Below are 24,300 nucleotides of genomic sequence, written 5' to 3' on the forward strand. Positions count from 1 at the left end.
GCCCTAAATCGCCAAAGCGCTGTTAAGCTTGGCCTTTACCGCATAGAGCTGTTGCAAAACGGCCGCCTTGTCATAGGCTTCGACCACCTGCACCACCTCTACCTCCACCACTTGCGGTGGCGGAGCGGGCGGCGCGGGTTCGGTGACGGTCAGAACGATCGTCTCCTCCGCCTTGCCGCCCTTACTCTCCAGAAACTGCCGAGCGCCGCGCAAAGTATAGCCTTCGCGATGGACCAGACGATCAATCGTGGCGACCAGTTCAATGTCCTCGGGGCGATAGAGCCTGCGTCCGCCAGCCCGTTTCACAGGCTGGAGCATGGGGAACTGCTCTTCCCAATAACGCAGGACATGGGGGCGCACGTCAAGCGCCTTCGACACTTCCCCAATCGTGCGGAAAGCCTTTGCCCCCTTGCCATCCTCAAGCGCGATAACGCTTGTAGAACCCTGCCCCGTTTCCATTCAGTTCAACCTTGAAAAATCGGGCCTTGTTTCCGGATCAATCGCCGGAAACGCGGTCCTTCAACATCTGGCTGGCGCGGAAAGTCAGCACACGGCGCGGCGTGATCGGCACTTCCACGCCGGTCTTGGGATTGCGGCCCACCCGTTCCGACTTGTCGCGCAGAAGGAAGGTTCCGAAACCGGAAATCTTCACATTCTCGCCCTCGGCCAGCGCGTCGGAAATATTGTCGAGAATGGATTCGACCATGGTGAGCGAATCCGCCCGCGACAGTCCAAGCTTATGATTAATGGCTTCTGCCAGATCAGCACGCGTAAGTGTGTTCATGGAGCGCACACAAGCCCCCTCTTGCTAAGTTAGCGACCCTCCCGAGACACTTAATAGCAAGCAGGGATTAAAACACAATGAAATCATCACCAAATCCGGTGAAATTGATTGCATTGAACCGCCATTCATGTGCAATTTTTACACGCGAAGCAGGCTGGCACCCCATGTAAAGCCGCCGCCCATAGCCTCCAGCATCACCAATTGCCCCGACTTGATTCGTCCATCGCGAATCGCGGTATCAAGCGCCAATGGCACCGATGCAGCGGAGGTGTTGGCGTGGTCCTGCACGGTGATCACCACCTTGCTGGCAGGCATATTCAGCTTTTTCGCGGTCGCTTCCAGAATGCGGGCATTGGCCTGATGCGGAACCAGCCAGTCGAGATCTTCGGAAGAAAATCCAGCTTCCTCAAGGACTTCACGCAAAACATTGGACAGATTGACGACTGCATGTCGGAAAACTTCCCGACCCTTCATGCGCAGATGCCCAACCGTGCCGGTGGTCGACGCGCCACCATCCACAAACAGCAATTCATTATGCGCGCCATCGGCATGCAAACGCGTCGCCAGAATGCCCGGAGCATCAGCCGAATCACATTCACGCGATTCCAGCAGGATAGCTCCAGCCCCATCGCCAAAAAGAACGCATGTGGTGCGATCTTCCCAATCGAGGATCCGGCTGAAGGTTTCCGCGCCAATCACCAGAGCGGTTTTCGCCATTCCCGACTGCAACATCGAATCGGCAACGCCCATAGCATAGAGAAAGCCGGAGCAAACAGCGGCGACGTCAAAGGCGATTCCGCCATTGGCCCCGATTGCATTTTGCACAATCGTCGCGGTCGCGGGAAAGGTCTGGTTCGGCGTGGCGGTGGCCAGCACAATCAGATCCACCTTGCTACCATCTACACCGGCCGCTTCCAGAGCACGCTGCGCGGCCAGAGTGGCGAGAGAAGCAGTGGTTTCGCTGTCATCGGCAATATGACGGTTGCGGATGCCCGTGCGCTCCACGATCCATTCGTCGCTGGTATCGACCTTGGCCGCCAGTTCCGCATTGGAAACCTTGCGCGCAGGCAAGGCGCTGCCCGTACCGATCAGTACCGAACGCCGGAAGGTTTGACCGCTCATTGGCCCGCCTCGACCGCGATTTTGCGGGGCGCGCGCAAGGTGTCTTCACCCAGACGCGCAAGGTCGGCTGCGATACGCTCGGTCAGATGTTCCTCCAGCAGCCGCTGGGTCACACCCACGGCATTGGCCACGCCCAACGCATTGGCGCTGCCGTGACTTTTGACGACGATGCCATTGAGGCCAAGGAACACCGCGCCATTGTGATTGTTGGGATCAAGCTGATGCTTGAGCAGTTCGGTGGCGGGGCGCGAGATCAGGAAGCCGATCTTGGACCGCAGCGAACTGGCGAAAGAGCGGCGCAGCAGGTCACCCACGAAACGGGCCGTACCTTCCACCGCTTTAAGAGCGATATTGCCCGAGAAACCGTCGGTGACAACCACATCCATTTCGCCACGACAGATCTTGTCCGCCTCGGTGAAACCGTCAAATCGCATGGAAAGCACACCAGCCGCGTCTTTCAACACAGCGGCTGCATCGCGCAGGGATTCGGTGCCTTTGATTTCTTCGGTGCCGATGTTCAACAGTCGCACGCGGGGCGTGGGCTGGCTGTTGGCAATACGGGCATAGGCCGCACCCATGATGGCGAATTGCACCAGATTGCGGGCATCGCATTCGGTGTTCGCGCCCAGATCCAGCATGACCAGATCGCTGGGCTGAAGGGTGGGCAAAATGGCAGCCAAAGCGGGGCGATCGATGCCCGGCATGGTGCGCAAAGCCAATTTGGCAATCGCCATCAAGGCGCCGGTGTTACCCGCGCTGATGGCCGCGCCCGCCGAACCATCCTTGACGGCATGGATAGCCATGCCCATCGAGGTGGTTTTGGCGCGACGCAACGCGACACTCGGCTTGTCCTCTCCGGCGATAACATCGTCGGCGTGGAGAATTTCCGATATGGCACGCAGATCGGGATGAGCGTCAAGCGCCTTCCCGATCTTCTCCTGATCACCCACCAGGAGGAACCGCACCTGAGGATAGCGCGTTCGAGCAAGAGCCGCACCAGCGACCATTACCCGAACACCCTCGTCCCCGCCCATCGCGTCTATGGCGATACGCGGCAAACTCATGATGCAATTACCCCCTGCTTGGGATGAAAATTAGAGACCGACAGCAATGATCTCGCGACCATTGTAGTGGCCGCAAGAGGGGCAAAGGTTGTGGGGACGCTTCAGTTCACCACAGTTCGAGCATTCATGAAACGCTTCAACCTTGAGCGCATCATGGCTGCGGCGCATACCCCGGCGGCTGGGGGAAGTTTTTCTTTTGGGGACAGCCATTGCGGCACCTGTTCCTGAAAAATTGACGTGTAAGACGACAAAAGCCGCCGGAAGTGCGTTGCCGCACAGGCGGATGTGAAGGCGCGCCTATACCGAATTTCTCGTGCGTTGCAAGCCTTGCGCGACTAAGAAGCGCAGGAAAGTCACATTGCTTGCGAGGATATTATGGTTTTGTCGGGATTTGCACCAGTGGTTTTGCCCACCACGCTCTGTCTGGCCGCCGCTGGCGCAGTGATCAACTGCTGGCTGATGATCCGCATCGGTCAGGTGCGGATGGCCCGCAAGATCGAATTGGGTGATGGCGGCGATGCTTTCCTACTGGCCCGCATGCGCGCGCAGGCCAATTTCATCGAAACCGCGCCTTTGACACTGATCCTGTTCGCGCTGGTGGAATTGACCGGCAAGGGCAGCTGGTGGCTGGGGCCCGTCGGCGCCATCTTTATGCTGGGCCGCGTGGCGCATGCCATCGGTATGGATGGAAAATTCAAGGCCGGACGCGCCATTGGCACGGTCACCGCGCTGCTGGCCCAACTGGGACTGGCCACCTTTGCCGTACTGGCCAGCGTCAATCTAATTTAAAGCCCTATAACGAGGGCTGGCGCCAAACCAGCCCTCCTTCACCACATTACCCGTAGATGCCACCCACAAAGGGATTGGAGAGCATCTCATGGCCAAACGTGCTGCAAGGCCCATGCCCCGGCACAAAGGTCACATCCTTGCCCAGCGGCCACAGCTTGCCCGTGATCGAATCGAGCAGTTGCTGGTGATTGCCCTGAGGGAAATCGGTGCGGCCGATGCTGCCCTGAAACAAAACATCGCCCACAATCGCCAAACGCGAGGGCTCGTGGAAGAACACGACATGGCCGGGTGTATGGCCGGGGCAATGCAGCACATCGAACGTCAGTTCACCCACCGTCACCTGATCGCCATCGACCAGCCAGCGATCGGGTTCAAAACTTTCCCCTGCAAGGCCCATGCGCATATTGGGATTATCGAGTCCCTCGATCCAGAAGCGGTCGCCTTCATGCGGCCCCTCAATGCTCAGGCCCAGATCCTTGGCCAGCACGCCTGCCAGCCCGCAATGGTCCATATGCCCATGCGTCACCAACAGCTTTTCCAGGGTCACCCCGCGCGCGGCCACTTCCGCCTTCAGCCGGTCCAGATCGCCGCCAGGGTCGATCAAGGCCCCGCGCATCGTCTTGGTGCACCACACCAGCGAGCAATTCTGCTGGAAGGCGGTGACCGGAATGAGGTGGATCCGCAAGGGAGGCTCATTCACCCCTGCTTCTGCTCGTGAAGTTTTACTATCAACCATGCGGCAAATCCTACTAGGCCAAAGCCCGCAAGGCCAGTGGCACTGCGCCGCCCATAGCATATATTTCATCCATCAATTCAGTTGGGATTAAACCATGCGCCTCCTCTCACTCGCCCTGCTGGCCGGTGCCAGCCTGATTTCTGCCTCGCCCGCGATGGCCGCACCCGCCCCGCATATGAAAGCCGCCAGCTTTGCTGCCCTGCCCCAGCCCCTGCCCGCCACGCCCTATAACGAAACGGCCAATGCGCAGCAGGAAGTGGCCGCCGCCATCGCCCGCGCCAAGAAGAACCACAAGTTGGTGCTGCTGGATCTGGGTGGTAACTGGTGCCCCGATTGCCGCATTCTGGCCGCCACCATGGCGCAGCCCGAACTGGCAGCATTCATGCGCAAACATTATGAAGTGGTGATGGTGGACGTGGGCCGCTACACCAAGAATCTGGATATCTCGGCCGCTTACGGCATTGATCGCCCCAAGGGCGTGCCCGCGCTGTTTGTCGTTGACCCCAAGACCAACAAGCTGATCAACGAAGGCCGCGTTACCGCGCTGTCGGATGCGCGCTCGATGACGCCGCAGGCCTTGGCCGACTGGGTGGCCCAATGGACTAAATAAGAGTTTCGGGCGGGCGTCCGATTACAGGCGCCCGCCTTTCCACACCACACGACCGATCACGATCACCTCGCTGGGCGCCATATCAATCGGCGCATAATGCGTATTATCGCTGCACAAGCGGACCCGGCCCGGACGGCCCATATCCACCCGCTTGACCAACAGCGAATCCTCGACCCACACCACATGCACCCCGTCGCGCAGAGCTCGGACCGAACGGTCGATCAAGATCTCGTCACCGTCGCGCAAGGTGGGCTCCATCGAATCCCCCGCCACGGTCATGGTCGCCAGATCAGCCCCATGCAGCCCCATCTCGCGCAGCCAGCTTTGCGAGAAGCGCAAGGCGCCGAAAGGCTGCTCCGAGGTCACGAACGAGCCCACCCCTGCCGCGGCGCTGAGCGCCAGTCGGGGCACGTCGACATATTCACTGCGCACCGGCTGTTTGCGGACAATGACCTCGGCATAGGATTTTTCCTCTAACTCCCGCCCGCCTCCGCTGAGAAGCGATTCGTCGACGCCAAAGAATCGGGCAAGGACTTTTCGGTCATTTTCCTCCAGTTTGCGCGGACTCCCCTTGCGCACAAACTGCTGCAAATAAGCAGGATTCCTTCCCAGCAACCCCGAGAGGGCAGCAAGGCTCACCCCCGCTCCGCGACAAGTGCTTGTAATGTTTTGCGGGCATCCGGTTTCTCCATGATCAGTGGAATACCATAGGATTTTTCCTAAACAAGAAAGGACGAATATGAGAACAAATACCTAGTAGACGAACCGAAACGGTTCTTCTGCCAAAAGACAAGGGAGCACCACCATGCTGCTGAGAAAAATAGAGGACTTCCTGAGAGCCACCGGCATGCCATGGACCAAGTTTGGACGAATGGTCGCACACGATCCAAGACTGGTAGGCGATATGCGCAATGGCCGAAACCCCGGCCCTGACCTCGTATCCCGCATCGAATTTTTCATGCCCCATCACCAGGAGGCCAACCATGCGCTTTGATTTCCGCTCCAGCAACGACATCAACGCAGAACGCGTCGCCCTGTTCAGCCCTGCCGAACGTCTGGGCACCGCCAAGGGCGCGGGCGCAAAACGCACCCGCCACCCGTCGGTCCAGCTTCTGGATGCCACCATGCGCCTTGCCGGCCCCCATGCCGAATTGCTGTCCCACGCCGAACGCCCCTGGGCCAGCACGACCTTCTCCGGCGCGCGCCACACCGTCACGCTGATGTTCAGCGGCGAGGAAGGGGTTGCGGCGGCGCGGGAATTCATCGCCACCCTGCCCGAGCATGAATTTACCATCCGCGGCCAATTGGTTGCCGACGCTGGCGTCAATGAAGTGACCCATGTCATGCAACCCACCGAAAGGATGGTGCTGGAAGCCGACCTGCTGGTGCTGGCAGAGGTATAGAGGCTCGCCGGCGCCCTATCGCGCAAGAGGGCGAGCCCCATCTGCCTGACCCGGGCCCGTTCAGCCCAGTTTCCAATCCCAGCCTAACGGATCACCGTCCATAACCTCCACGCCTTGCGCGGCCAATTCATCGCGCAGGGCGTCGGAGCGGGCAAAATCCTTCTCCACCCGCGCCTGCTTGCGTTCGGCTAGAATGGCCTCGATCTCAGCCTCGGTGATGGTGGCGGAAACGGGGCGGAGGCGCAGATCGGCCCGCTCCACACCCAGCAGGTTCAAGCCCAGCACCCCGTCCATGGCCGTCAACGCCGCCAGCTTTTCGGGCGCGGGCACCTTTTTGACCGAGGCCACCTCCTCCAGCAAAGTCAGCGCCATCGGCGTGTTGAGATCATCGGCCATCGCCGCCTCGAAAGCGGCGACCAGCGGCGCAACCTTGGGACCAAATCCGCCCAGCGCGGCATAGCCGGTGCCTTCGACCTGCGCCTTCACCTGCGCCACCGCCATCACCAGACGCTTCAGCCTTACCAGCGCCGCGCCCAGCCCTTCCCAACTGAACTCCAATTCGCTGCGATAATGCGCCTGAAGGCACATCAGGCGATAGGCCAAAGGATGATAGCCCTTGTCGATCAGCAATTGCAGACGCAGGAATTCACCGGAAGATTTACTCATCTTTCCAGAGCGTTCGACAAGGAAGTTATTGTGCATCCAGAAGCGGGCACCCGAATGCAAAGGGTCCTCCAACCCGCCACAGCCGCAGATCGCCTGATTCTGCGCGATCTCGTTAGGGTGGTGGATCTCGCGGTGGTCAATCCCGCCGGTGTGGATGTCGAAAGGAAAGCCCAGCACTTCCCCGCTCATCACGCTGCATTCCAGATGCCAGCCCGGCGCACCGCGCCCCCATGGGCTGTCCCATTCCATCTGCCGCTTCTCACCTGCGGGTGTCTTGCGCCAGATGGCAAAGTCGGCCTGATTGCGCTTACCATCCACGGCCTCGATCCGGCCCTCACCTTCCTCGGTATTGGCGCGGGCCAGTCGGCCATAATCGCCGACCGTGCTGACATCGAAATAGAGGCCGCTTTCCAGCTCGTAACAATGCCTGTCGGCGATCTTTTTCGCAAACTCGATCATCTGCGGCACGTAATCGGTGGCGATGGTCCATTGCGCAGGCTGGCGGATGTTGAGCGCGCGGATATCGGCCCAATAGGCCTGCTTGTAATGTTCCGCGATATCCCAGATGCTCTTGGCCTCTTTCGCGGCCATGCGCTCCATCTTGTCCTCGCCCGCATCGGCATCGTCGGTCAAATGGCCCACATCGGTGATGTTGATCACATGGGTCAGCTTGTACCCCTGATAGCTCAGCGTGCGCCCCAGAATATCGGCAAAGACATAGGCGCGCATATTGCCGATATGCGGGTAATTATAGACCGTCGGCCCGCAGGAATAGACGCGCGCCTCTCCTGCATGCACAGGCGTGAAAATCTCGGTCTGGCGGGTCAGGCTGTTGAACAGCTGCAAAGGCGCGTTGTTGGTCATATGATGCCGGTTGGCAAGGCCCAGACCAAAGGTCAAGACCAGTTCAGCGCGCAGCGGCACCTCGGGCCATCTTGCGCAACCCCTGTTCCAGCAAACGCCGCGAACTGTCGTCCATCTTGTCGATCACGCTGCCGTCCTGCGCGGGGCGGGCAACCTGTCCATGCTGGGGCGGGCCAGACCTCTGGGCCAAGGCCTGCCGGATATCCGCCTGACGCAGTGCATAGCCCTGGGGCGAGACCGCCCCCATATCGTCATCATCCACCAGCTTGAGCCCGCTCAAGGCCGCATGGAACCCGCTGGCCGCTTCGGGCCGGATGACGGGGCGCGCGATCAATACGCTGGCCCGCAAACGGCAGGAGACATATTGCGTTTCGCCCGCCTCGACATTCAAACGCAGGCTATCGGAGGTCTCGCTCGTCACGCGAAAGGCATGGACACCGGCCGATGCCACATAGGCAAACCAGCGCCCCGAGCCCAGCGAGGACAATTTGCGCTCCTCCTCCCTGATGGTGCAGCCGATCATCTTCCAACTGAGGGAATCAGGGCGATAGAACACCACTTGCCCCATCCCCTTGGGCGGGGGCGGAACATCGAGTGCGGCCTTCTCCGGCCAATCCGCCGATGAGGCAGATGCGGCTTCAGCTGCTCCAAGCTCCCCCGCCACATCCGCCAGCGCATAGCTACCCTTGGCCACCACAATATTGCCGCCACGCGTCGCCATGCCCAACATCGACATGGGCAAAGCTGTCGCCAAAGACAGTGAGCCATGACGCCGCATCTCGTTCACGCGATCACGCCCGACCATATTTTGCTGTAGGGACCGCAAGGCAATCTTGCGCCCGTGATGGTCAAGATAGCGCAAGGCCAGCACCAGCACCCCGGGCGCGCCGCCTCCACCGGCGGGCTTGGCCTCCACCACCTCGCCCAGCCCCATCAGGCCAGCAGGCAAAGTTTCGCCATTATCCAGACTTGCGGCTTTGGCCAGACGGATGGGGAACATGTCGCCGACATGGCTGCCCTCGCTGGACAGGGTGGCAAGAAATTCCACCTCCACCTGCGGCTGCGGCTGCGCCTTGGCGGCATGCGCCGCCCCCAGAGTCACAGCCAGCAACAAAGCCCGCATGCCTCGCATCATCCCGACTCCTTATGTATTTTTACTAAGGCCACATAAGGTGCCAGTATGGTACAAGCGAGGATATCAGCCGTCCTCGAACAATCCCGCCAATTGTTCGATCATCGTCCCGCCTAATTGTTCAACATCCATAATGGTTACTGCGCGACGGTAATAGCGCGTTACATCATGGCCGATCCCGATCGCCACCAATTGGACCGGCGACTTGTTCTCGATCCAGTCGATCATCTTGCGCAGATGGCCTTCCAGATAGCCCGCCGTGTTGACCGACAGGGTGGAATCATCGACCGGCGCGCCGTCCGAAATCACCATCAGGATGCGGCGATCTTCGGGGCGGGCCAGCAGGCGATCATGCGCCCATTTCAGCGCCTCGCCGTCGATATTTTCCTTGAGCAGGCCCTCGCGCATCATCAGGCCCAAATTCTTGCGCGCACGGCGCCAAGGTTCATCAGCCTTTTTATAAACAATGTGGCGCAAGTCATTGAGACGCCCCGGTTGCGCAGGCTTGCCCGCCGCCAACCAAGCCTCACGGCTGCGCCCACCCTTCCATGCGCTGGTGGTAAAGCCAAGGATCTCGGTCTTCACCCCGCAACGCTCCAGCGTGCGGGCCAGAACATCGGCGGAAATGGCCGCCATGGAAATCGGCCGCCCCCGCATCGAGCCGGAATTGTCGATCAACAGGGTGACAATCGTGTCCTTGAACTCGATATCCCGCTCGACCTTGTAGCTCAGCGAAGAACCGGGCGAAGTGACCACCCGCGCCAGACGGGCGGCGTCCAGAATGCCTTCTTCCTGATCGAAGTCCCAACTGCGGTTCTGCTGCGCCATCAAGCGGCGCTGGAGCCGGTTGGCAAGGCGGGTGACGATGCCCTGCAAACCCTTCAACTGCGCGTCCAGATAGGCGCGCAGGCGGGTCAGCTCATTGTCATCGCACAGGTCCTGCGCGGCGATTACCTCGTCATGCTTCTCGGTGAAGACCTTGTAATCAAATTCGGAAGGCAGATCGGTCCAAGGGCGGTTGGGACGCGTGGGCAACATGCCCTCCTCGCTATCCTCGCCCTCGTCATCCAGTTGGGATTCATCGTCGATCTGGGTCTGCTGCTCGCTTTCCCCCTCGCCGTCGCCCTGCTGTTGGTCCGCCGCCATTTCCATCGGCTGCGGCTCCTGACCGGGCTGGTCCTCGTCCTGCTGCTCTTCCTTGTCCTGCTCGGCTTCCTCGTTATCCTCGTCCTCCCCCGGTTCATCGGTGGTCTCGGGCTGGGTCAGGTCCAGATGGCGCAGCATATCCAGCGCAAGGCTCTGGAAAGCGCGCTGGTCGCCAAGGCTTTGCGCCAAGGCGTCGAAATCGCCCTTGGCGCGTTCCTCGATCCACGCGCGGCGCAGTTCCACACCAGCCTTCGCGGCAGGCGGGATCGGCTGACCGGTCAATTTCTCGCGCAGGATCAGCGACAGCGCGGTATGCAAAGGCACCTGTTCGGCACGTTCGGCGCGGGTGATGGCATCCTGCGCCACCTTGATCTGTAGCGCCGCATCCAGATTGTCGCGCATGCCCGCAAAGCCTTGCGTGCCCAGCGCTTCAAACCGCACCGTCTCCACCGCATCATAGCAAGCCCGCGCAATCACATCGGCAGGCGCGCTCTTGCGATGCAGCGCTTCATTGTGATGCTTCAACCGCAAGGCATAGCTATCGGCATAGCCGCGCGCTTCCATCGCGGCGGCGCGGGGCACGCCCCTGCCCGGCATCGGAATGCGGAATACAGGGCCGGACTGGCTGGGATTGTCCGCTATCCAGTTCACCTCGACATCGGCACGCTCGGCAATCGCGCGCGAGGCGCCGGTCAATGCCAGCTTGAACTTGTCGAGCGGAGTTTCCTCAGCCAAATCCTTAACCCTTCAGTCTACTATTAGAGGCTCTGGCCGGTCTTCGCCCAGTCAGCGGCGAATTGTTCCAGACCCTTGTCGGTCAACACATGCTTGAACAGGCCCTTGATCACGGCAGGAGGCGCCGTCATCACATCGGCGCCGATGCGGGCGCATTCCAGCACATGCACGCCGTGACGGATGCTGGCAGCCAGAATTTCCGTTTCAAAACCATAGTTATCATAGATCAGGCGAATGTCGCTGATCAGATCCAGCCCGTCAAAGCCATTGTCGTCATGACGGCCGATGAAGGGCGAGATGAAGGAAGCGCCAGCCTTGGCGGCCAGCAGCGCCTGATTGGCCGAGAAGCACAGGGTGACATTGACCTTGGTGCCATCATTGGTCAGCGCCTTGCAGGTTTTCAGGCCGTCAATGGTCAGCGGCACCTTGATGCAGACATTGTCGGCAATCTTGCGCAGGATTTCGGCTTCGCGCATCATGCCTTCATGGTCCATGGCGATCACTTCGGCCGAAACCGGACCATCCACGATGCCGCAGATTTCCTTGGTCACTTCCAGAAAATCACGGCCCGACTTGGCGATGATCGACGGATTGGTGGTCACGCCGTCCAGCAGGCCAGTGGCGGCCAGTTCCTTAATGTCGGCGATATCGGCGGTGTCGACGAAAAACTTCATGGGATTTGCCCCCTGCTTTGTGACGCACGCCGACAGGTGGCGCGCGATTCTATGGCTTGCACAGATCGCCTATAGGCAGGAGCGGGCGCTAACCCAAGCCCTCGCTGTTGACTTGTCATCCATCGGGTCCTTTCGCGGTCTTGCCCAAAGGATTCAACCACCCCATAGGGGAAGCTATGAAACGCGCCCGCCTGCTTGTGATGAATTCCGCTCTGCCGGTGCTGGATTATCGCGTGCCTGCCGACATGGCGGTCGAACATGGCAGCGTGGTGATCGCGCCGCTGGGCCCGCGGCAGGTGATGGGCATTGTGTGGGAAGCCGACCGCCTGCCCGGTGAGGAAGTGGGTGACAATCGCCTGCGCAATCTGTTGCAAGTGCTGCCCGTGCCACCTCTGCCCGCGCCTTTGCGGCGGTTGATCGAATGGACGGCGGATTATTATTGCGCCTCTCTGGCCAGCGTGGCGCGCATGGCCCTGTCCTCCACCGCCGCGCTGCAAGGCGGGCGGACCATGACCGAATACCGGTTGGTGGCGGGAGCCGAAACGCCCAAGCGCCTGACACCTCAGCGCGCCGCCGCTTTGGAACATCTGCAAGGCGCGCAAGGCACTTTGCGCGAGCTAGCCGAGATGGCCAGCGTGACCGAGGCTGTGCTGCGCGGTATGGTGGGGGCAGGCTTGATGGAGGCGGTGCAGGTTGACCTTGACCGCCCCTATCCGCCTGCCGACCCGGCCTTTGCCCAGCCTACCCTGTCCGATGGCCAGCAAGCCGCCGCCGATGAAATGGTGGAGGCGGTGAAAGCGGAAAGCTTTGCCCCCTTCCTGCTGGATGGCGTGACCGGCAGCGGCAAGACAGAGACCTATTTCGAGGCCGTGGCCGAAGCGATAAGGCGCGGGCGGCAGACCTTGGTGATGCTGCCCGAAATAGCGCTGACGCAGAATTTCCTCCGCCGCTTTGAAGCGCGCTTTGGCGTAACGCCGGTGCTGTGGCATTCCAGCCTTAAATCTGCCGAGCGCCGCCGCGCATGGCGCGCCATTGCCAGCGGCGAGGCGCAAGTGGTGGTGGGCGCCCGCTCGGCCTTGTTCCTGCCCTATCCGCGCCTTGGCCTGATTGTGGTGGATGAAGCGCATGAAACATCCTTCAAGCAAGATGATGGCGTGCGTTATAATGCGCGCGATGTGGCGGTCATCCGCGCCCGTTTCGAAAAAATCCCCGTGGTACTGGCCAGCGCTACCCCCGCGCTGGAAAGCCTGACTCTGGCCGAGGCTGGGGTATACAAGCGCATCATCCTGCCCGACCGTTTCGGCGGAGCGCAGATGCCCGACATCCATATCCTGAACCTGATCGACCATCCGCCAGAGCGCAACCACTGGATCGCGCCGCCCTTGGTGGAGGCCCTGAAGCAGAGGCTGGAGCGGGGCGAGCAATCCTTGCTGTTTCTCAACCGGCGCGGCTATGCCCCTTTGACGCTGTGCCGGTCCTGCGGCCATCGGTTCCAATGCGACATTTGCAGCGCGTGGCTGGTGGAGCATCGCCTGTCCAAGCGCCTGTCCTGCCACCATTGCGGGCAGGAACAACCCATGCCCACCGCCTGCCCCGAATGCGGCGAGAGCGATTGCCTGATCGCCTGCGGCCCCGGCGTAGAACGCATCGCGGACGAGGTGGCGCAGATATTGCCCGAGGCGCGGGTGGCGCTGGTGACCTCCGACACGCTCAACACACCCGATAAAGTGGCCGAATTTGTGAGCGCTGCGGAAAACAAGATGGTGGATGTGATTGTCGGCACCCAATTGGTGACCAAGGGCTATCACTTCCCCGATCTGACGCTGGTGGGGGTGATCGACGCCGATCTGGGGCTGGAAGGTGGCGATTTGCGGGCGGGAGAGCGCTCCTATCAGCAAATCGCGCAGGTTGCGGGCCGTGCAGGGCGCGGGGCCAAGGCGGGCGAGGTCTATATTCAGACCCGCCATCCCACTGCTTCGGTGATTGCCGCCTTGGCCGCCAATGATCGGGACGCTTTCTATGCCGCCGAAGCCGAAGGCCGCCGCAGCGCGGGCGCGCCGCCTTTCGGGCGCTGGGCCGCGATCATCATTTCCAGCGAGGAAGAGGCCGAAGCCAAGGAAGCCGCCCGCGCCATTGGCGGCACGCGGCCCCATCTGCCCGATGTGATGGTGCTGGGGCCAGCGCCCGCGCCTCTATCCCTGCTGCGCGGGCGCTACCGCTATCGCCTGCTGATCAATGCCAAGCGCAGCGCCGAATTACAGAAAGTGCTGCGCGAATGGCTGGGGGCGCTGACCTTCCCGCAGGGCGTGCGGGTGAGCATCGATATAGACCCTTACTCCTTTGTATAGACCCCTTCCCGCCGCAGCAATTCGGCCTTGATCTCCTCCCCCCACGCATAGCCACCCAGAGTGCCATCGCCACGGATCACGCGGTGGCAGGGAACCAGCACCGCCACCGGATTGGCGCCATTGGCGCTGCCCGCCGCGCGGCTCGCCTTGGGGTGGCCAGCGGCGGCGGCCAATTGGGCATAGGTTCTCGTCTCGCCCTTGGGGATCTGGCGCAGGGCGGCCCAGACTTTTTCCTGAAAAGCGGTGCCCTGCACATCCAGCGGGATCTTGTGCGATTCGTCGGGCATTTCGACTTGAGCCACGACCATAGAAAGCAATTGGGCAAATTCCGCATTGCCCTCCAAAAATTCCGCCTGCGGGAATTGGGCGCGCAAATCACCCTCATCCATGCCAAAGCCCATCCGGCACACCCCCTTGTCGGTAGCTGCGACCAGCAAAGGGCCAAGGCTGGTTTCCACCACCGCCCAGCGGATTTCGGCTCCTGCCCCACCTTTGATCCACACGCTTGGCGCCATGCCCATCCGCTCCTTGGCCTGATCATAGAAAGATGACGCCGCGCCATAGCCTGCATCATAAAGCGCCTGCGTCACCGAATCCGCCTTGCCCAGCGCATCGGCCCGTTTCGCGCGTTGATAGGCGGCGGGGGACAGCCCCACCATGCGCAGGAACAGGCGCTGGAGATGGGCGGGGCTATAAAGCGTCAACCGCCCCAATTCTTCCAACGAAACCCGCCCTTCTGCCGCATCCAGCACGGCCAGAGCCTTCGCCACCGCCTCGGCATCGCGCCCTGCCGCCTCGGGCTGGCAACGTAGGCAGGGACGGAAACCGGCCTCCCTCGCCTCGGCGGGAGTGTTATAGAAGGACACATTCTCCCGTCTTGGCCGCCGCGCAGGGCAAGAGGGGCGGCAAAACACGCCCGTGCTGGCCACGCCGAATACAAAGGCGCCGTCATGCGCCCTGCTCCGTGCCACCACGGCCTGCCATGCAAGATTTTCTTCATCCTCGTTCATGACGCCAGCCTAACCCAGTCCCGGCCTCCATGCATCCGCCGCTTTGCGGCCAAAACCGCCACTTTGCTTCATGCCGCCTATGCATAGGAATGTGGAAATGCCACCCCGCAATGGCGCCTTCAGCAAAGCTACGGGGGTGATACTTTGGAATCAGCGCGCATCGCCTGCTTGCATCCTGTCATAATCGTCGCTATGCGCGCCGCGAATGGGGCACAAACTTGCGATAGCGCAGGGCTGTTTCCCCCTGAATCGTTCCGGCAAGAGGGGACCGACAAGCGTGGACAATTCCGCCGGCATTACTGCCAGCCTACAAGGGCGCTATGCGTCTGCCCTGTTTGAACTGGCCCAAGACAATGGCTGCATTGGCTGGGTCGAGGCTGATCTGGATAATCTGGGTCAGGCCATCGCCGAGTCCGACGATCTGGCAGCCTTGATTCGCAATCCGCAGATCAGCCGCGAAGACGCTGCCAAGGCTATTGAAGCTGTGGCCGCTGTGCTGGGTCTGGGTGATCTGACCAAGAAGTTTCTCGGCGTTCTGGCGGCGGGTCGCCGTCTCTCGGCACTGCCCGATATTATCAGCGCCTATTCCGCCATCGCGCAGGCCGCGCGCGGCGAAACCACTGCCTTTGTCACCAGCGCCCATGCGTTGAACGACGAACAGCTGGCTGCGCTGTCCGCCAAGCTGGCCGCGCGTGAAGGCAAGGCCATCAAGCTCAAGACAAGTGTTGACCCCGATCTTCTGGGCGGCCTCGTCGTGCGTATCGGGAGCAAGCAGATCGATAGCTCGATCCGCACCCGTCTCCATTCTCTCGCCCAGAAAATGAAGGGCTAAGGCTCCTCGTTAGAGGGCGACGAAGGGCTTAACCGCCCTTTTCAGGTTCGATGAAAGGCTGAACATGACAATTCGCGCCGCAGAAATCTCGAAGGTCATCAAGGACCAGATTGCCAATTTCGGCACCGAAGCGCAGGTTTCGGAAGTTGGTTCCGTGCTCTCCGTTGGTGACGGTATCGCCCGCATCCACGGTTTGGACCAGGTCCAGGCCGGTGAAATGGTGCAGTTTGCCAATGGCGTTCAGGGCATGGCTCTGAACCTCGAAGCTGACAATGTCGGCGTCGTGATCTTCGGTTCGGACAGCGAGATCAAGGAAGGCGACACCGTCAAGCGCACCGGCACCATCGTGGACGTTCCGGTGGGCAAGGGCCTGCTGGGCCGCGTGGTTGACGCTCTGGGCAACCCGATCGACGGCAAGGGTCCGATCATCTCCGACACGCGCAGCCGCGTGGAAGTCAAGGCTCCGGGCATCATCCCCCGCAAGTCGGTGCACGAACCCGTGCAGACCGGCCTGAAGGCCATTGACGCTCTGGTTCCCATCGGCCGTGGCCAGCGCGAGCTGATCATCGGTGACCGTCAGACCGGCAAGACCGCTGTCGCCATCGACACTTTCATCAACCAGAAGGCCGCCAACGCTGGCGACGACGAATCGAAGAAGCTGTATTGCATCTACGTCGCCGTCGGTCAGAAGCGTTCGACCGTGGCGCAGATCGTGCGCCAGCTGGAAGAAAACGGCGCCATGGAATATTCGGTGGTGGTTGCCGCTACCGCTTCGGAGCCCGCTCCGCTGCAGTATCTGGCCCCCTACACCGGCGCTGCCATCGGTGAATTCTTCCGCGACAACGCCATGCACGCCGTGATCGTGTATGACGACCTTTCCAAGCAGGCTGTGGCTTACCGCCAGATGTCGCTGCTGCTGCGTCGTCCTCCGGGCCGTGAAGCTTATCCCGGCGACGTGTTCTATCTGCACTCGCGCCTGCTGGAACGCGCTGCCAAGCTGAACGATGAAAACGGCGCCGGTTCGTTGACCGCCCTGCCCATCATCGAAACGCAGGCTGGTGACGTGTCGGCCTACATTCCGACCAACGTGATCTCGATCACCGACGGCCAGATCTTCCTTGAAACCGGCCTGTTCTATCAGGGCGTGCGTCCGGCCATTAACGTTGGTCTGTCGGTGTCCCGCGTGGGTTCGTCGGCCCAGACCAAGGCGATGAAGAAGGTGTCGGGCTCGATCAAGCTCGAGCTGGCCCAGTATCGCGAAATGGCCGCCTTCGCCCAGTTCGGTTCGGACCTCGACGCTTCGACGCAGAAGCTGCTGAACCGTGGTTCGCGTCTGACGGAACTGCTCAAGCAGCCCCAGTTCTCGCCGCTCGGCTTTGAAGAGCAGACGGCGGTGATCTTTGCCGGCACCAACGGTTATCTGGACAGCATCCCTGTCAACCAGGTCACCGAATATGAAGCCGAACTGCTGAACTTCCTGCGTTCGCAGCATGCCGATGTTCTGACCCTGATCCGCGACACCAAGGATCTGGGCGATGAAGCCAAGGGCAAGCTCAAGGCCGCTCTGGACGCCTTCGCCAAGCAGTTCGCTTAAGTCCAAAGTTAGCTACGAAAGGTAGTTGGCAATGGCCAGCCTTAAGGAACTCAAAGGTCGGATCAACTCGGTCAAGTCGACCCAGAAGATCACCAAGGCCAAGCAGATGGTGGCTGCCGCAAAGCTGCGCAAGGCGCAGACTGCGGCAGAAGCCGCGCGCCCCTATGCCTCGCGCCTGTCGCAGGTGATGGGTTCGCTCGCCTCGCGCATCGTGATCAGCGAGAACAGCCCCAAGCTGCTCGCTGGCACCGGCAAGAATGCTGTGCATCTCTTGGTGGTGGCCAATTCGGATCGCGGTCTGTGCGGCGCGTTCAACGCCAATATCGTGAAGGCAGCGCGCCTGAAGGCCAAGGCTCTGGAAGCCGAAGGCAAGCAGGTTGTGTTCTACCTGATCGGCCGCAAGGGTCGCGCGGTTATCCGTCGCGAATATCCCAATGGTATCATCGGCGGCTTCGACACCTCGACGGTGCGCGAAGCCGGTTATGCCGAAGCCGATGCCATCGTGGCCGAACTGGTGGCGCTGTATGAAGCGGGCAAGTTCGACGTCGCCCATCTGTTCTTCAGCAAGTTCCGCAGCGCCCTGCTGCAGGAGCCTACCGAACAGCAGATCATCCCCGTTCCCGCCCCCAAGGCGGATGCCGCGGGCAAGTCGGGCGATGCCGTGGTGGAATACGAGCCGGAAGAGGAAGAAATCCTCGGCCAGCTGCTGCCGCGTTATCTGAAGACCCAGATCTTCGGCGCCTTGCTTGAAAATGCTGCCAGCGAACAGGGCGCGTCGATGACCGCCATGGATAACGCAACGCGCAATGCGGGCGAGCTGATCAACAAGCTGACCATCCAGTATAACCGCAGCCGTCAGGCCGCGATCACCACCGAACTCATCGAGATCATCGCGGGCGCAGAAGCGCTCTGACGACGACATAGCAGGCAAGGAAGAAACCCATGGCCACCACCGGCAAAATTGCCCAAGTTATCGGCGCCGTCGTCGACGTTGCCTTCGAGGGCGAACTGCCCCCCATCCTCACCGCGCTGGAAACCTACAACAATGGCAACCGCCTTGTTCTGGAAGTTGCCCAGCATCTGGGTGAGAACACCGTCCGCACCATCGCTATGGATGCCACCGACGGTCTGACCCGCGGTCAGGAAGTGACCTCGACCGGCGCGCAGATCTCGGTTCCCGTTGGTCCCAAGACGCTGGGCCGCATCATGAACGTGATCGGTGAACCGATCGACGAACGTGGTCCGGTTGGCGCCGAAAAGGTTGCCGCAATCCACGCCAAGGCTCCCGAATTCATCGACCAGTCGACCGAAGCTGCGATTCTGGTCACCGGCATCAAGGTGATCGACTTGCTCGCTCCCTATGCTCGCGGTGGTAAGATCGGCCTGTTCGGCGGCGCCGGCGTGGGCAAGACGGTTCTTATTCAGGAACTGATCAACAACATCGCCAAGGGCCACGGCGGCGTGTCGGTGTTCGCTGGCGTGGGTGAACGTACCCGCGAAGGTAACGACCTGTACCACGAATTCCTCGACGCTGGCGTTATCGCCAAGGATGCCAATGGCAACCCGACCCCCGATGGTTCGAAGGTGGCTCTTGTGTTCGGTCAGATGAACGAACCGCCGGGTGCTCGTGCTCGCGTGGCTCTGTCGGGTCTGACCATGGCCGAATATTTCCGCGACGAAGAAGGTCAGGACGTGCTGTTCTTCGTGGACAACATCTTCCGCTTCACGCAGGCCGGTTCGGAAGTGTCGGCTCTGCTGGGTCGTATTCCTTCGGCCGTGGGTTATCAGCCCACCCTGTCGACCGACATGGGCGCGCTGCAGGAACGCATCACCTCGACCACCAAGGGTTCGATCACCTCGGTTCAGGCCATTTACGTGCCCGCCGACGACCTTACCGACCCTGCTCCGGCTGCCTCGTTCGCCCACTTGGACGCAACGACCACGCTGAACCGTGCGATTTCGGAACTCGGCATTTATCCCGCCGTGGACCCGCTCGACTCGACCTCGCGCGTGCTGACGCCCGCCGTTGTCGGTCAGGAGCACTATGAAACCGCCCGCCGCGTTCAGGAAACGCTGCAGAAGTACAAGTCGCTGCAGGACATCATCGCCATTCTGGGCATGGACGAGCTTTCGGAAGAAGATAAGCTCACCGTGGCCCGCGCGCGTAAGATCCAGCGCTTCCTGTCGCAGCCCTTCCACGTGGCCGAAGTGTTCACCGGGATCCCCGGCAAGTTCGTGCAGGTCGAAGACACCGTCAAGTCGTTCAAGGCTGTGGTGGATGGTGAATATGACCACCTGCCCGAAGCTGCCTTCTACATGGTTGGCGGCATCGAAGAAGCCATTGAAAAGGCCAAGAAGCTGGCTGCGGAGGCGTAATTCTCATGGCGCTGCACTTTGAACTCGTCACGCCTGCGCGTCTGGTCCGTTCCGAGGATGTCTACCAAGTGGTCGTCCCCGGTTCGGAAGGCGAGTTCGGCGTGCTGGCCGGTCACGCACCTTTCATGTCCACCATCAAGGATGGCGTGGTAAAGGTGTTCAAGACCGAGAACAGCCCTGCCGAAGAAATCGCCATCGTTGGTGGTTTCGCCGAAGTGACGCCTGAAGGCCTCACCGTGCTGGCGGAAAGCGTGGCGGCTTAATCAGCCGCTTACGCCGGATTTATTGAAAAGGGGCTGGAGAGCATGGCGCTTTCCAGCCCCTTTTTGTATGTTTGAAGCACGCATTATGCCTCTGTCGGGCGTTTTATGCCTCCGGCGGGCAAAGGGCGGGGGCCCTTTGCAATCCCGTTAATTTGGCGGTGAGGGTGGAGGTGGGGCTCCCTCATGGGTGCCTTCCTCGCACTTTCCTTTTATGTTTCGGCATTGATATACTGCGTCAATCCATTCTCGAACCGCATTGATCCTTTCACAATCAACTGACCCTTGATGAACATATTGAATATAGGGCTGAGGAAGCAATGTCTGCGCTTCGCGCATAAGCTCCCCTGCCTCGATCTCATCAATCGGTCTGCCATTCCATACGAGATTGCCGTCAGTCTTCAATTCCATCCGATTCATGATTGGCAACAAGTCTCGGGCGGGCATTTTTGACAGACGTTCCGGCGTCACCCACCACTCTGGGGGCTCCTTGCACACCTGCGGCTTCGCCGCCTCTTTAGACTGCGGGAAGCATCCAGCACAAAAAGCCAAAGTAAAGATCAATCCGAACCGCATCGCCCAAAAATGCTACCCTCAAGCGCCGCAGGCAACAATTCCACTGCGCCACCCACACCTGCGACGCCTAACGCTCCGCACCATCCTTATCGGCCTTGTTAAGGGCCCCCGCCCTTAACCCGCCGGAGGCAAAAAACCCTCACCGCCCCTTCTTGGTCGTCGGTACAAAAAAGTCGGGATCTTTCCCCTCCACCCATGTCAGAAACTTGGCCATCGCCTCATGGGCGCGCAAAGCCTCCACATCCTCGCCAATGCGGGCCAGTTGGGCGTTGGTGAAATTGGCATGGATCGTCTGGTTGCAAATGGGATGCACCGAGACGACCGCCCTGCCCCCTTTGCTCTTGGGCACGGGGTGATAAGCGTCCACATTTTCACCCAAAGGCCGCTGGCAAAACCAGCAAGGCTTGGCTGGCGCGGGCGCTTCATTATCCTCTTCCTCCGTATAATCCCAGGGTCGCTTGCGAGCCATTAGTAAATCCTCAAAGTTTGGGGCTTATTTACCTTACTGTGTAACACAGATGTGGCGCGCCTTGTGGGCGCAACGCGGGCAAAAGGAAAGCAGGCAATCATGAGCGCATTCGGGCGTAGGACTGGCCCCAACGGCGGCGCTGGCATCGCGCGTGCCCAATTCGGCGTGGCCCGCCCCATGCGCAGCGAAGCCGTGCCCCTGGGCAGCCATGTGCAGGACAGTTTCCCTGTGCCGGTCGAACCTGGCTTCATGCCGGACGAGGCCGCTGTGGGCAATGGACGCGGGGATGCCTTGGCGCGGCTGGCCGACCGCATGAATGCCACGGTGGAAACCACAAAGCAGGCCGAAGGTTTTGAAGCCAGCGTTCACAAGATCAAGGAGCAGGTGCTGCCCCGCCTGCTGGAACGCGTCGATCCGGAAGCCGCCGCGACGCTGACCAAGGATGAGCTGGCCGAAGAATTCCGCCCGATCATCATGGAAGTGTTGGCGGATCTCAAAATCACGCTCAACCGGCGCGAACAATTCGCGCTGGAAAAGGTGCTGATCGACGAATTGCTCGGCTTTGGCCCGCTGGAAGAATTGCTGGGCGATGCGGACGTGACCGATATTATGGTCAACGGGCCGGACCAGACCTATATTGAAAAGAGCGGCAAGCTCCAGCTTTCCACCATACGCTTCCGCGATGAACAACATCTGTTCCAGATCGCCCAGCGCATCGTCAATCAGGTTGGCCGCCGCGTCGATCAGACCACGCCGCTGGCCGACGCCCGCCTGAAAGACGGCAGCCGCGTCAACGTCATTGTGCCGCCGCTGTCTTTGCGCGGCACGGCGATTTCCATTCGTAAATTCTCTGAAAAGCCGATCACGCTGGATATGCTGCGCGATTATGGCTCGATGAATGACAAGATGGCCACCGCGCTGAAAATTGCGGGCGCCTCGCGCATGAATATCGTGATTTCGGGGGGCACCGGCTCGGGCAAAACCACGATGCTCAACGCCATGTCGAAAATGATCGATCCGGGCGAACGCGTGCTGACCATTGAAGACGCCGCCGAACTTCGCCTGCAACAGCCCCATTGGCTGCCGCTGGAAACCCGCCCGCCAAACCTTGAAGGCCAAGGCGCGATCACCATTGGCGACCTGGTGAAAAACGCCCTGCGTATGCGTCCAGACCGCATCATTCTGGGCGAAATCCGTGGCGCGGAATGTTTCGACCTGCTGGCCGCGATGAACACCGGCCATGATGGCTCGATGTGTACGCTCCACGCCAACTCCCCACGCGAAGCCTTGGGCCGTATGGAAAATATGATCCTGATGGGCGACATCAAGATCCCCAAGGAAGCGATCAGCCGCCAGATTGCCGAAAGCGTCGACATGATCGTTCAAGTCAAGCGCCTGCGCGATGGCAGCCGCCGCACCACCGCCATCACCGAAGTGATCGGCATGGAAGGCGATGTGATCGTGACGCAGGACCTGTTCCGCTTTGAATATCTGGACGAAGACGCTGACGGCAAGATTATCGGCGAATGGGTGCCTTCGGGCCTGCGCCCCTACACTCTGGAAAAGGCGCGCCAGTTCGGCTTTGATCAGGCGTTTCTGGAAGCCTGCCTGTAAACTTGCGCCTTTTGCCCCCTTGCCCTGTGCTGTCAGGGGGTTAAAGCCAAGCCGTGCCTGAACATAACCGCCCCTTCCTCGCGCTGGGCCTGCGCCTGCTGGCCGCCTTTGCGCTGGCCACGCTCTATATGCTGGTCAAATACGTCAATGCCCAAGGCGTAGCCCTGCCGGAAATCATGTTCTGGCGGCAGGCGGTGTCCTTGCCGCTGCTGCTGGGCTGGGTTTTCGCCACGGGGCAAACCGCGCAATTGCGCAGCCAGCGGCGCAAGGCCCATGCGATGCGATCGGTGATGGGCACGATCGGCATGGTCACCTTGTTTGGCGCGCAAATCCTGCTGCCTTTGGCGGTGGCGACCGTGCTGGGCTTTACCACGCCCTTGTTCGCGGTGATCCTGACCGCGCTGGTGCTCAAAGACCGCGTAGGCCTGTGGCGCTGGGCGGCGGTGGTGCTGGGCTTTGCGGGCGTGCTGGTCATTGCCCAACCGGGCAGCGCGGGGGCCATGCACCTGCCGCCTTTGGGCGCGGCGGCGGGCTTGCTCACCGGCCTACTGGTGGCGATCATCAGCCTGCAAATCCGCGATCTGACCCGCACGGAAACGCCTTTGTCGGTGGTGTTCTATTTCGCGCTGTTCTCCACCATGATCCTCGCGCCTTTGCTGCCCTTTTTCGCTACGGCGCACTCGGCGCAGGTGTGGGGCATCATTTTGGTGCTGGGCGTGATCGGTACAGCGGCGCAAATGCTGCTGACGGCGGCGCTGCGTTATGGCGCAGCGGCCAGCGTGCTGGTGATGGATTATACCACTCTGGTGTGGACTACGCTCTATGGCTGGCTGGTGTTTGATCAATTGCCCCCCAGCCATACGTGGCTAGGCGCGCCCTTGATCGTGGCCGCGGGTCTGGTGATTGCGTGGCGCGAACATATCAAGCTGCGCCGCTTACAGGCCGTCGAGCAAACGCCGCCCGCGTAAGGCCAGTTCTACCCGAAAGGCGCAGACCGAACCGATGGCCATGCCCAGCAGTGCCTCGCTGGCCATATCCAGCCATGGGCTAGGCGGCATATCCATCATTTGAAACCGCGTATATTGCCGCGCCGCGACCAATCCCATCAGCAGGACCATCGAGGCTGCCGAGGGGCGCATCATCAGCGCCCCGCTGGCATCATCCAACCTGAGCGCGGTCAGCTTGCCACGATGCCAGCCCAAGGGCAGACCCAGCACAGCGCCCAGCGCCAGCCCGCCGATCTGCGCGGCGTCGGGGTGTTGGCGCGACAGCATAAAGCCGATGCCCGACACCACCAGTACCGGCACGACCCAGACCCAGCGCAGCTTTAACACCCTCTCGCGCCCGATCTCCCGCGCACGCAGCAGCATGACCAAAGCCACAATCGTGACCGCGATCCAGATGCCCAAATGATTGCTTGCCGCCATGAAAAAGCCCCCTTGTGTATTAGCATGCTAACACACAAGGGGGCTCCTCGCTACCCGATTGTTAAGGGC

General features: G+C 60.9%; 26 protein-coding genes. 11 read left to right on the forward strand and 15 right to left on the reverse strand.

The features are described from left to right. Window positions 1-3 precede the first annotated feature (3 nt). The 5 genes from EOE18_RS05875 to rpmF all read right to left on the reverse strand — a co-directional run bounded on the left by EOE18_RS05875 (window position 4) and on the right by rpmF (window position 3,180). Complete coding sequence (locus EOE18_RS05875) at window positions 4-459, reverse strand: MerR family transcriptional regulator (protein ID WP_127707163.1); 456 nt, start codon at window positions 457-459, stop codon at window positions 4-6. Window positions 460-496: 37 nt separating this feature from the next. Further along, on the reverse strand, window positions 497-784 hold the full coding sequence (locus EOE18_RS05880; RefSeq protein WP_127707165.1) for an integration host factor subunit alpha: 288 nt from the start codon (window positions 782-784) through the stop codon (window positions 497-499). 138 nt (window positions 785-922) lie between these two features. Further along, the gene (locus EOE18_RS05885) at window positions 923-1,906 is read right to left on the reverse strand and encodes a beta-ketoacyl-ACP synthase III (RefSeq protein ID WP_127707167.1); all 984 of its coding nucleotides are present in this window, start codon (window positions 1,904-1,906) and stop codon (window positions 923-925) included. Continuing rightward, a complete protein-coding gene (gene plsX / locus EOE18_RS05890) occupies window positions 1,903-2,970 on the reverse strand; it encodes a phosphate acyltransferase PlsX (protein ID WP_127707169.1) in 1,068 nt (355 codons plus the stop codon). Before plsX ends, EOE18_RS05885 begins: the two co-directional genes overlap by 4 nt. Before the next feature lie 30 nt (window positions 2,971-3,000). Continuing rightward, on the reverse strand, window positions 3,001-3,180 hold the full coding sequence (gene rpmF, locus EOE18_RS05895) for a 50S ribosomal protein L32 (RefSeq protein WP_127707171.1): 180 nt from the start codon (window positions 3,178-3,180) through the stop codon (window positions 3,001-3,003). 165 nt (window positions 3,181-3,345) lie between these two features. On the opposite strand from rpmF, the gene EOE18_RS05900 reads away from it, so the two are divergent. After that, the gene (locus EOE18_RS05900; RefSeq protein ID WP_246027282.1) at window positions 3,346-3,759 is read left to right on the forward strand and encodes an MAPEG family protein; all 414 of its coding nucleotides are present in this window, start codon (window positions 3,346-3,348) and stop codon (window positions 3,757-3,759) included. Window positions 3,760-3,805: 46 nt separating this feature from the next. On the opposite strand, the gene EOE18_RS05905 is transcribed toward EOE18_RS05900, so the two are convergent. After that, window positions 3,806-4,495 carry an MBL fold metallo-hydrolase gene (locus EOE18_RS05905; protein ID WP_425464286.1) on the reverse strand — a complete coding sequence of 230 codons (690 nt, stop codon included), beginning with the start codon at window positions 4,493-4,495 and terminating at the stop codon, window positions 3,806-3,808. Window positions 4,496-4,589: 94 nt separating this feature from the next. Here EOE18_RS05905 and EOE18_RS05910 point away from each other — a divergent pair, with 94 nt between their 5' ends. After that, the gene (locus EOE18_RS05910; protein ID WP_127707175.1) at window positions 4,590-5,105 is read left to right on the forward strand and encodes a thioredoxin family protein; all 516 of its coding nucleotides are present in this window, start codon (window positions 4,590-4,592) and stop codon (window positions 5,103-5,105) included. A 21-nt stretch (window positions 5,106-5,126) separates the two neighbouring features. On the opposite strand, the gene EOE18_RS05915 is transcribed toward EOE18_RS05910, so the two are convergent. Then, window positions 5,127-5,696, reverse strand: coding sequence for a S24 family peptidase (locus tag EOE18_RS05915; protein ID WP_246027283.1), 570 nt, complete (start codon window positions 5,694-5,696; stop codon window positions 5,127-5,129). Window positions 5,697-5,799: 103 nt separating this feature from the next. Then, window positions 5,800-6,090 carry a hypothetical protein gene (locus tag EOE18_RS18975; protein ID WP_164852671.1) on the reverse strand — a complete coding sequence of 97 codons (291 nt, stop codon included), beginning with the start codon at window positions 6,088-6,090 and terminating at the stop codon, window positions 5,800-5,802. Here EOE18_RS18975 and EOE18_RS05925 point away from each other — a divergent pair. Further along, complete coding sequence (locus EOE18_RS05925) at window positions 6,089-6,508, forward strand: hypothetical protein (RefSeq protein WP_246027284.1); 420 nt, start codon at window positions 6,089-6,091, stop codon at window positions 6,506-6,508. The two genes, EOE18_RS18975 and EOE18_RS05925, sit on opposite strands and share 2 nt — an antisense overlap. A gap of 60 nt (window positions 6,509-6,568) precedes the next feature. Here EOE18_RS05925 and cysS read toward each other — a convergent pair whose 3' ends face one another. The 4 genes from cysS to fsa all read right to left on the reverse strand — a co-directional run bounded on the left by cysS (window position 6,569) and on the right by fsa (window position 11,725). Beyond that, complete coding sequence (gene cysS / locus EOE18_RS05930; RefSeq protein ID WP_127707450.1) at window positions 6,569-8,038, reverse strand: cysteine--tRNA ligase; 1,470 nt, start codon at window positions 8,036-8,038, stop codon at window positions 6,569-6,571. Window positions 8,039-8,081: 43 nt separating this feature from the next. Further along, window positions 8,082-9,173, reverse strand: coding sequence for a hypothetical protein (locus EOE18_RS05935; protein WP_127707181.1), 1,092 nt, complete (start codon window positions 9,171-9,173; stop codon window positions 8,082-8,084). Between the two features lie 63 nt (window positions 9,174-9,236). Beyond that, window positions 9,237-11,051, reverse strand: coding sequence for a cobaltochelatase subunit CobT (cobT, locus tag EOE18_RS05940; RefSeq protein ID WP_127707183.1), 1,815 nt, complete (start codon window positions 11,049-11,051; stop codon window positions 9,237-9,239). Window positions 11,052-11,074: 23 nt separating this feature from the next. Then, window positions 11,075-11,725 (reverse strand): fructose-6-phosphate aldolase, encoded by a 651-nt coding sequence (gene fsa, locus EOE18_RS05945; protein WP_127707185.1) that lies wholly within the window; start codon window positions 11,723-11,725, stop codon window positions 11,075-11,077. 176 nt (window positions 11,726-11,901) lie between these two features. On the opposite strand from fsa, the gene EOE18_RS05950 reads away from it, so the two are divergent. Continuing rightward, entirely contained in the window at window positions 11,902-14,073 is a 2,172-nt protein-coding gene (locus tag EOE18_RS05950; protein ID WP_127707187.1) for a primosomal protein N', read from the forward strand. Here the strand turns inward: EOE18_RS05950 and ada are convergent. After that, window positions 14,058-15,083: a bifunctional DNA-binding transcriptional regulator/O6-methylguanine-DNA methyltransferase Ada gene (gene ada, locus EOE18_RS05955; protein ID WP_127707189.1), complete on the reverse strand. Its 1,026-nt coding sequence runs from the start codon at window positions 15,081-15,083 to the stop codon at window positions 14,058-14,060. The genes EOE18_RS05950 and ada overlap by 16 nt on opposite strands. A gap of 277 nt (window positions 15,084-15,360) precedes the next feature. On the opposite strand from ada, the gene EOE18_RS05960 reads away from it, so the two are divergent. The 5 genes from EOE18_RS05960 (at window position 15,361) to EOE18_RS05980 (ending at window position 20,148) form a co-directional block, all read left to right on the forward strand. Further along, window positions 15,361-15,915, forward strand: coding sequence for a F0F1 ATP synthase subunit delta (locus tag EOE18_RS05960; protein ID WP_127707191.1), 555 nt, complete (start codon window positions 15,361-15,363; stop codon window positions 15,913-15,915). 64 nt (window positions 15,916-15,979) lie between these two features. Continuing rightward, window positions 15,980-17,509, forward strand: a complete 1,530-nt coding sequence (gene atpA / locus EOE18_RS05965) for a F0F1 ATP synthase subunit alpha (RefSeq protein WP_127707193.1) — start codon at window positions 15,980-15,982, stop codon at window positions 17,507-17,509. A gap of 31 nt (window positions 17,510-17,540) precedes the next feature. Further along, the gene (locus EOE18_RS05970; protein WP_127707195.1) at window positions 17,541-18,422 is read left to right on the forward strand and encodes a F0F1 ATP synthase subunit gamma; all 882 of its coding nucleotides are present in this window, start codon (window positions 17,541-17,543) and stop codon (window positions 18,420-18,422) included. Between the two features lie 29 nt (window positions 18,423-18,451). Continuing rightward, entirely contained in the window at window positions 18,452-19,885 is a 1,434-nt protein-coding gene (gene atpD / locus EOE18_RS05975) for a F0F1 ATP synthase subunit beta (RefSeq protein ID WP_127707197.1), read from the forward strand. Window positions 19,886-19,890: 5 nt separating this feature from the next. Further along, on the forward strand, window positions 19,891-20,148 hold the full coding sequence (locus EOE18_RS05980) for an ATP synthase F1 subunit epsilon (protein ID WP_127707199.1): 258 nt from the start codon (window positions 19,891-19,893) through the stop codon (window positions 20,146-20,148). A 712-nt stretch (window positions 20,149-20,860) separates the two neighbouring features. Here EOE18_RS05980 and EOE18_RS05985 read toward each other — a convergent pair. Beyond that, window positions 20,861-21,190, reverse strand: coding sequence for an HNH endonuclease (locus EOE18_RS05985; protein WP_127707201.1), 330 nt, complete (start codon window positions 21,188-21,190; stop codon window positions 20,861-20,863). A gap of 99 nt (window positions 21,191-21,289) precedes the next feature. On the opposite strand from EOE18_RS05985, the gene EOE18_RS05990 reads away from it, so the two are divergent. Together EOE18_RS05990 and EOE18_RS05995 are read left to right on the forward strand one after the other, a co-directional pair. Next, complete coding sequence (locus EOE18_RS05990) at window positions 21,290-22,804, forward strand: TadA family conjugal transfer-associated ATPase (RefSeq protein ID WP_127707203.1); 1,515 nt, start codon at window positions 21,290-21,292, stop codon at window positions 22,802-22,804. A 53-nt stretch (window positions 22,805-22,857) separates the two neighbouring features. Next, entirely contained in the window at window positions 22,858-23,772 is a 915-nt protein-coding gene (locus EOE18_RS05995) for a DMT family transporter (protein ID WP_246027285.1), read from the forward strand. On the opposite strand, the gene EOE18_RS06000 is transcribed toward EOE18_RS05995, so the two are convergent. Beyond that, window positions 23,740-24,231 carry a CcdC protein domain-containing protein gene (locus EOE18_RS06000; RefSeq protein ID WP_127707205.1) on the reverse strand — a complete coding sequence of 164 codons (492 nt, stop codon included), beginning with the start codon at window positions 24,229-24,231 and terminating at the stop codon, window positions 23,740-23,742. The genes EOE18_RS05995 and EOE18_RS06000 overlap by 33 nt on opposite strands. Window positions 24,232-24,300 lie beyond the last annotated feature (69 nt).

The organism is Novosphingobium umbonatum, from assembly GCF_004005905.1.
GTDB classification, from domain to species: Bacteria; Pseudomonadota; Alphaproteobacteria; order Sphingomonadales; family Sphingomonadaceae; genus Novosphingobium; species Novosphingobium umbonatum.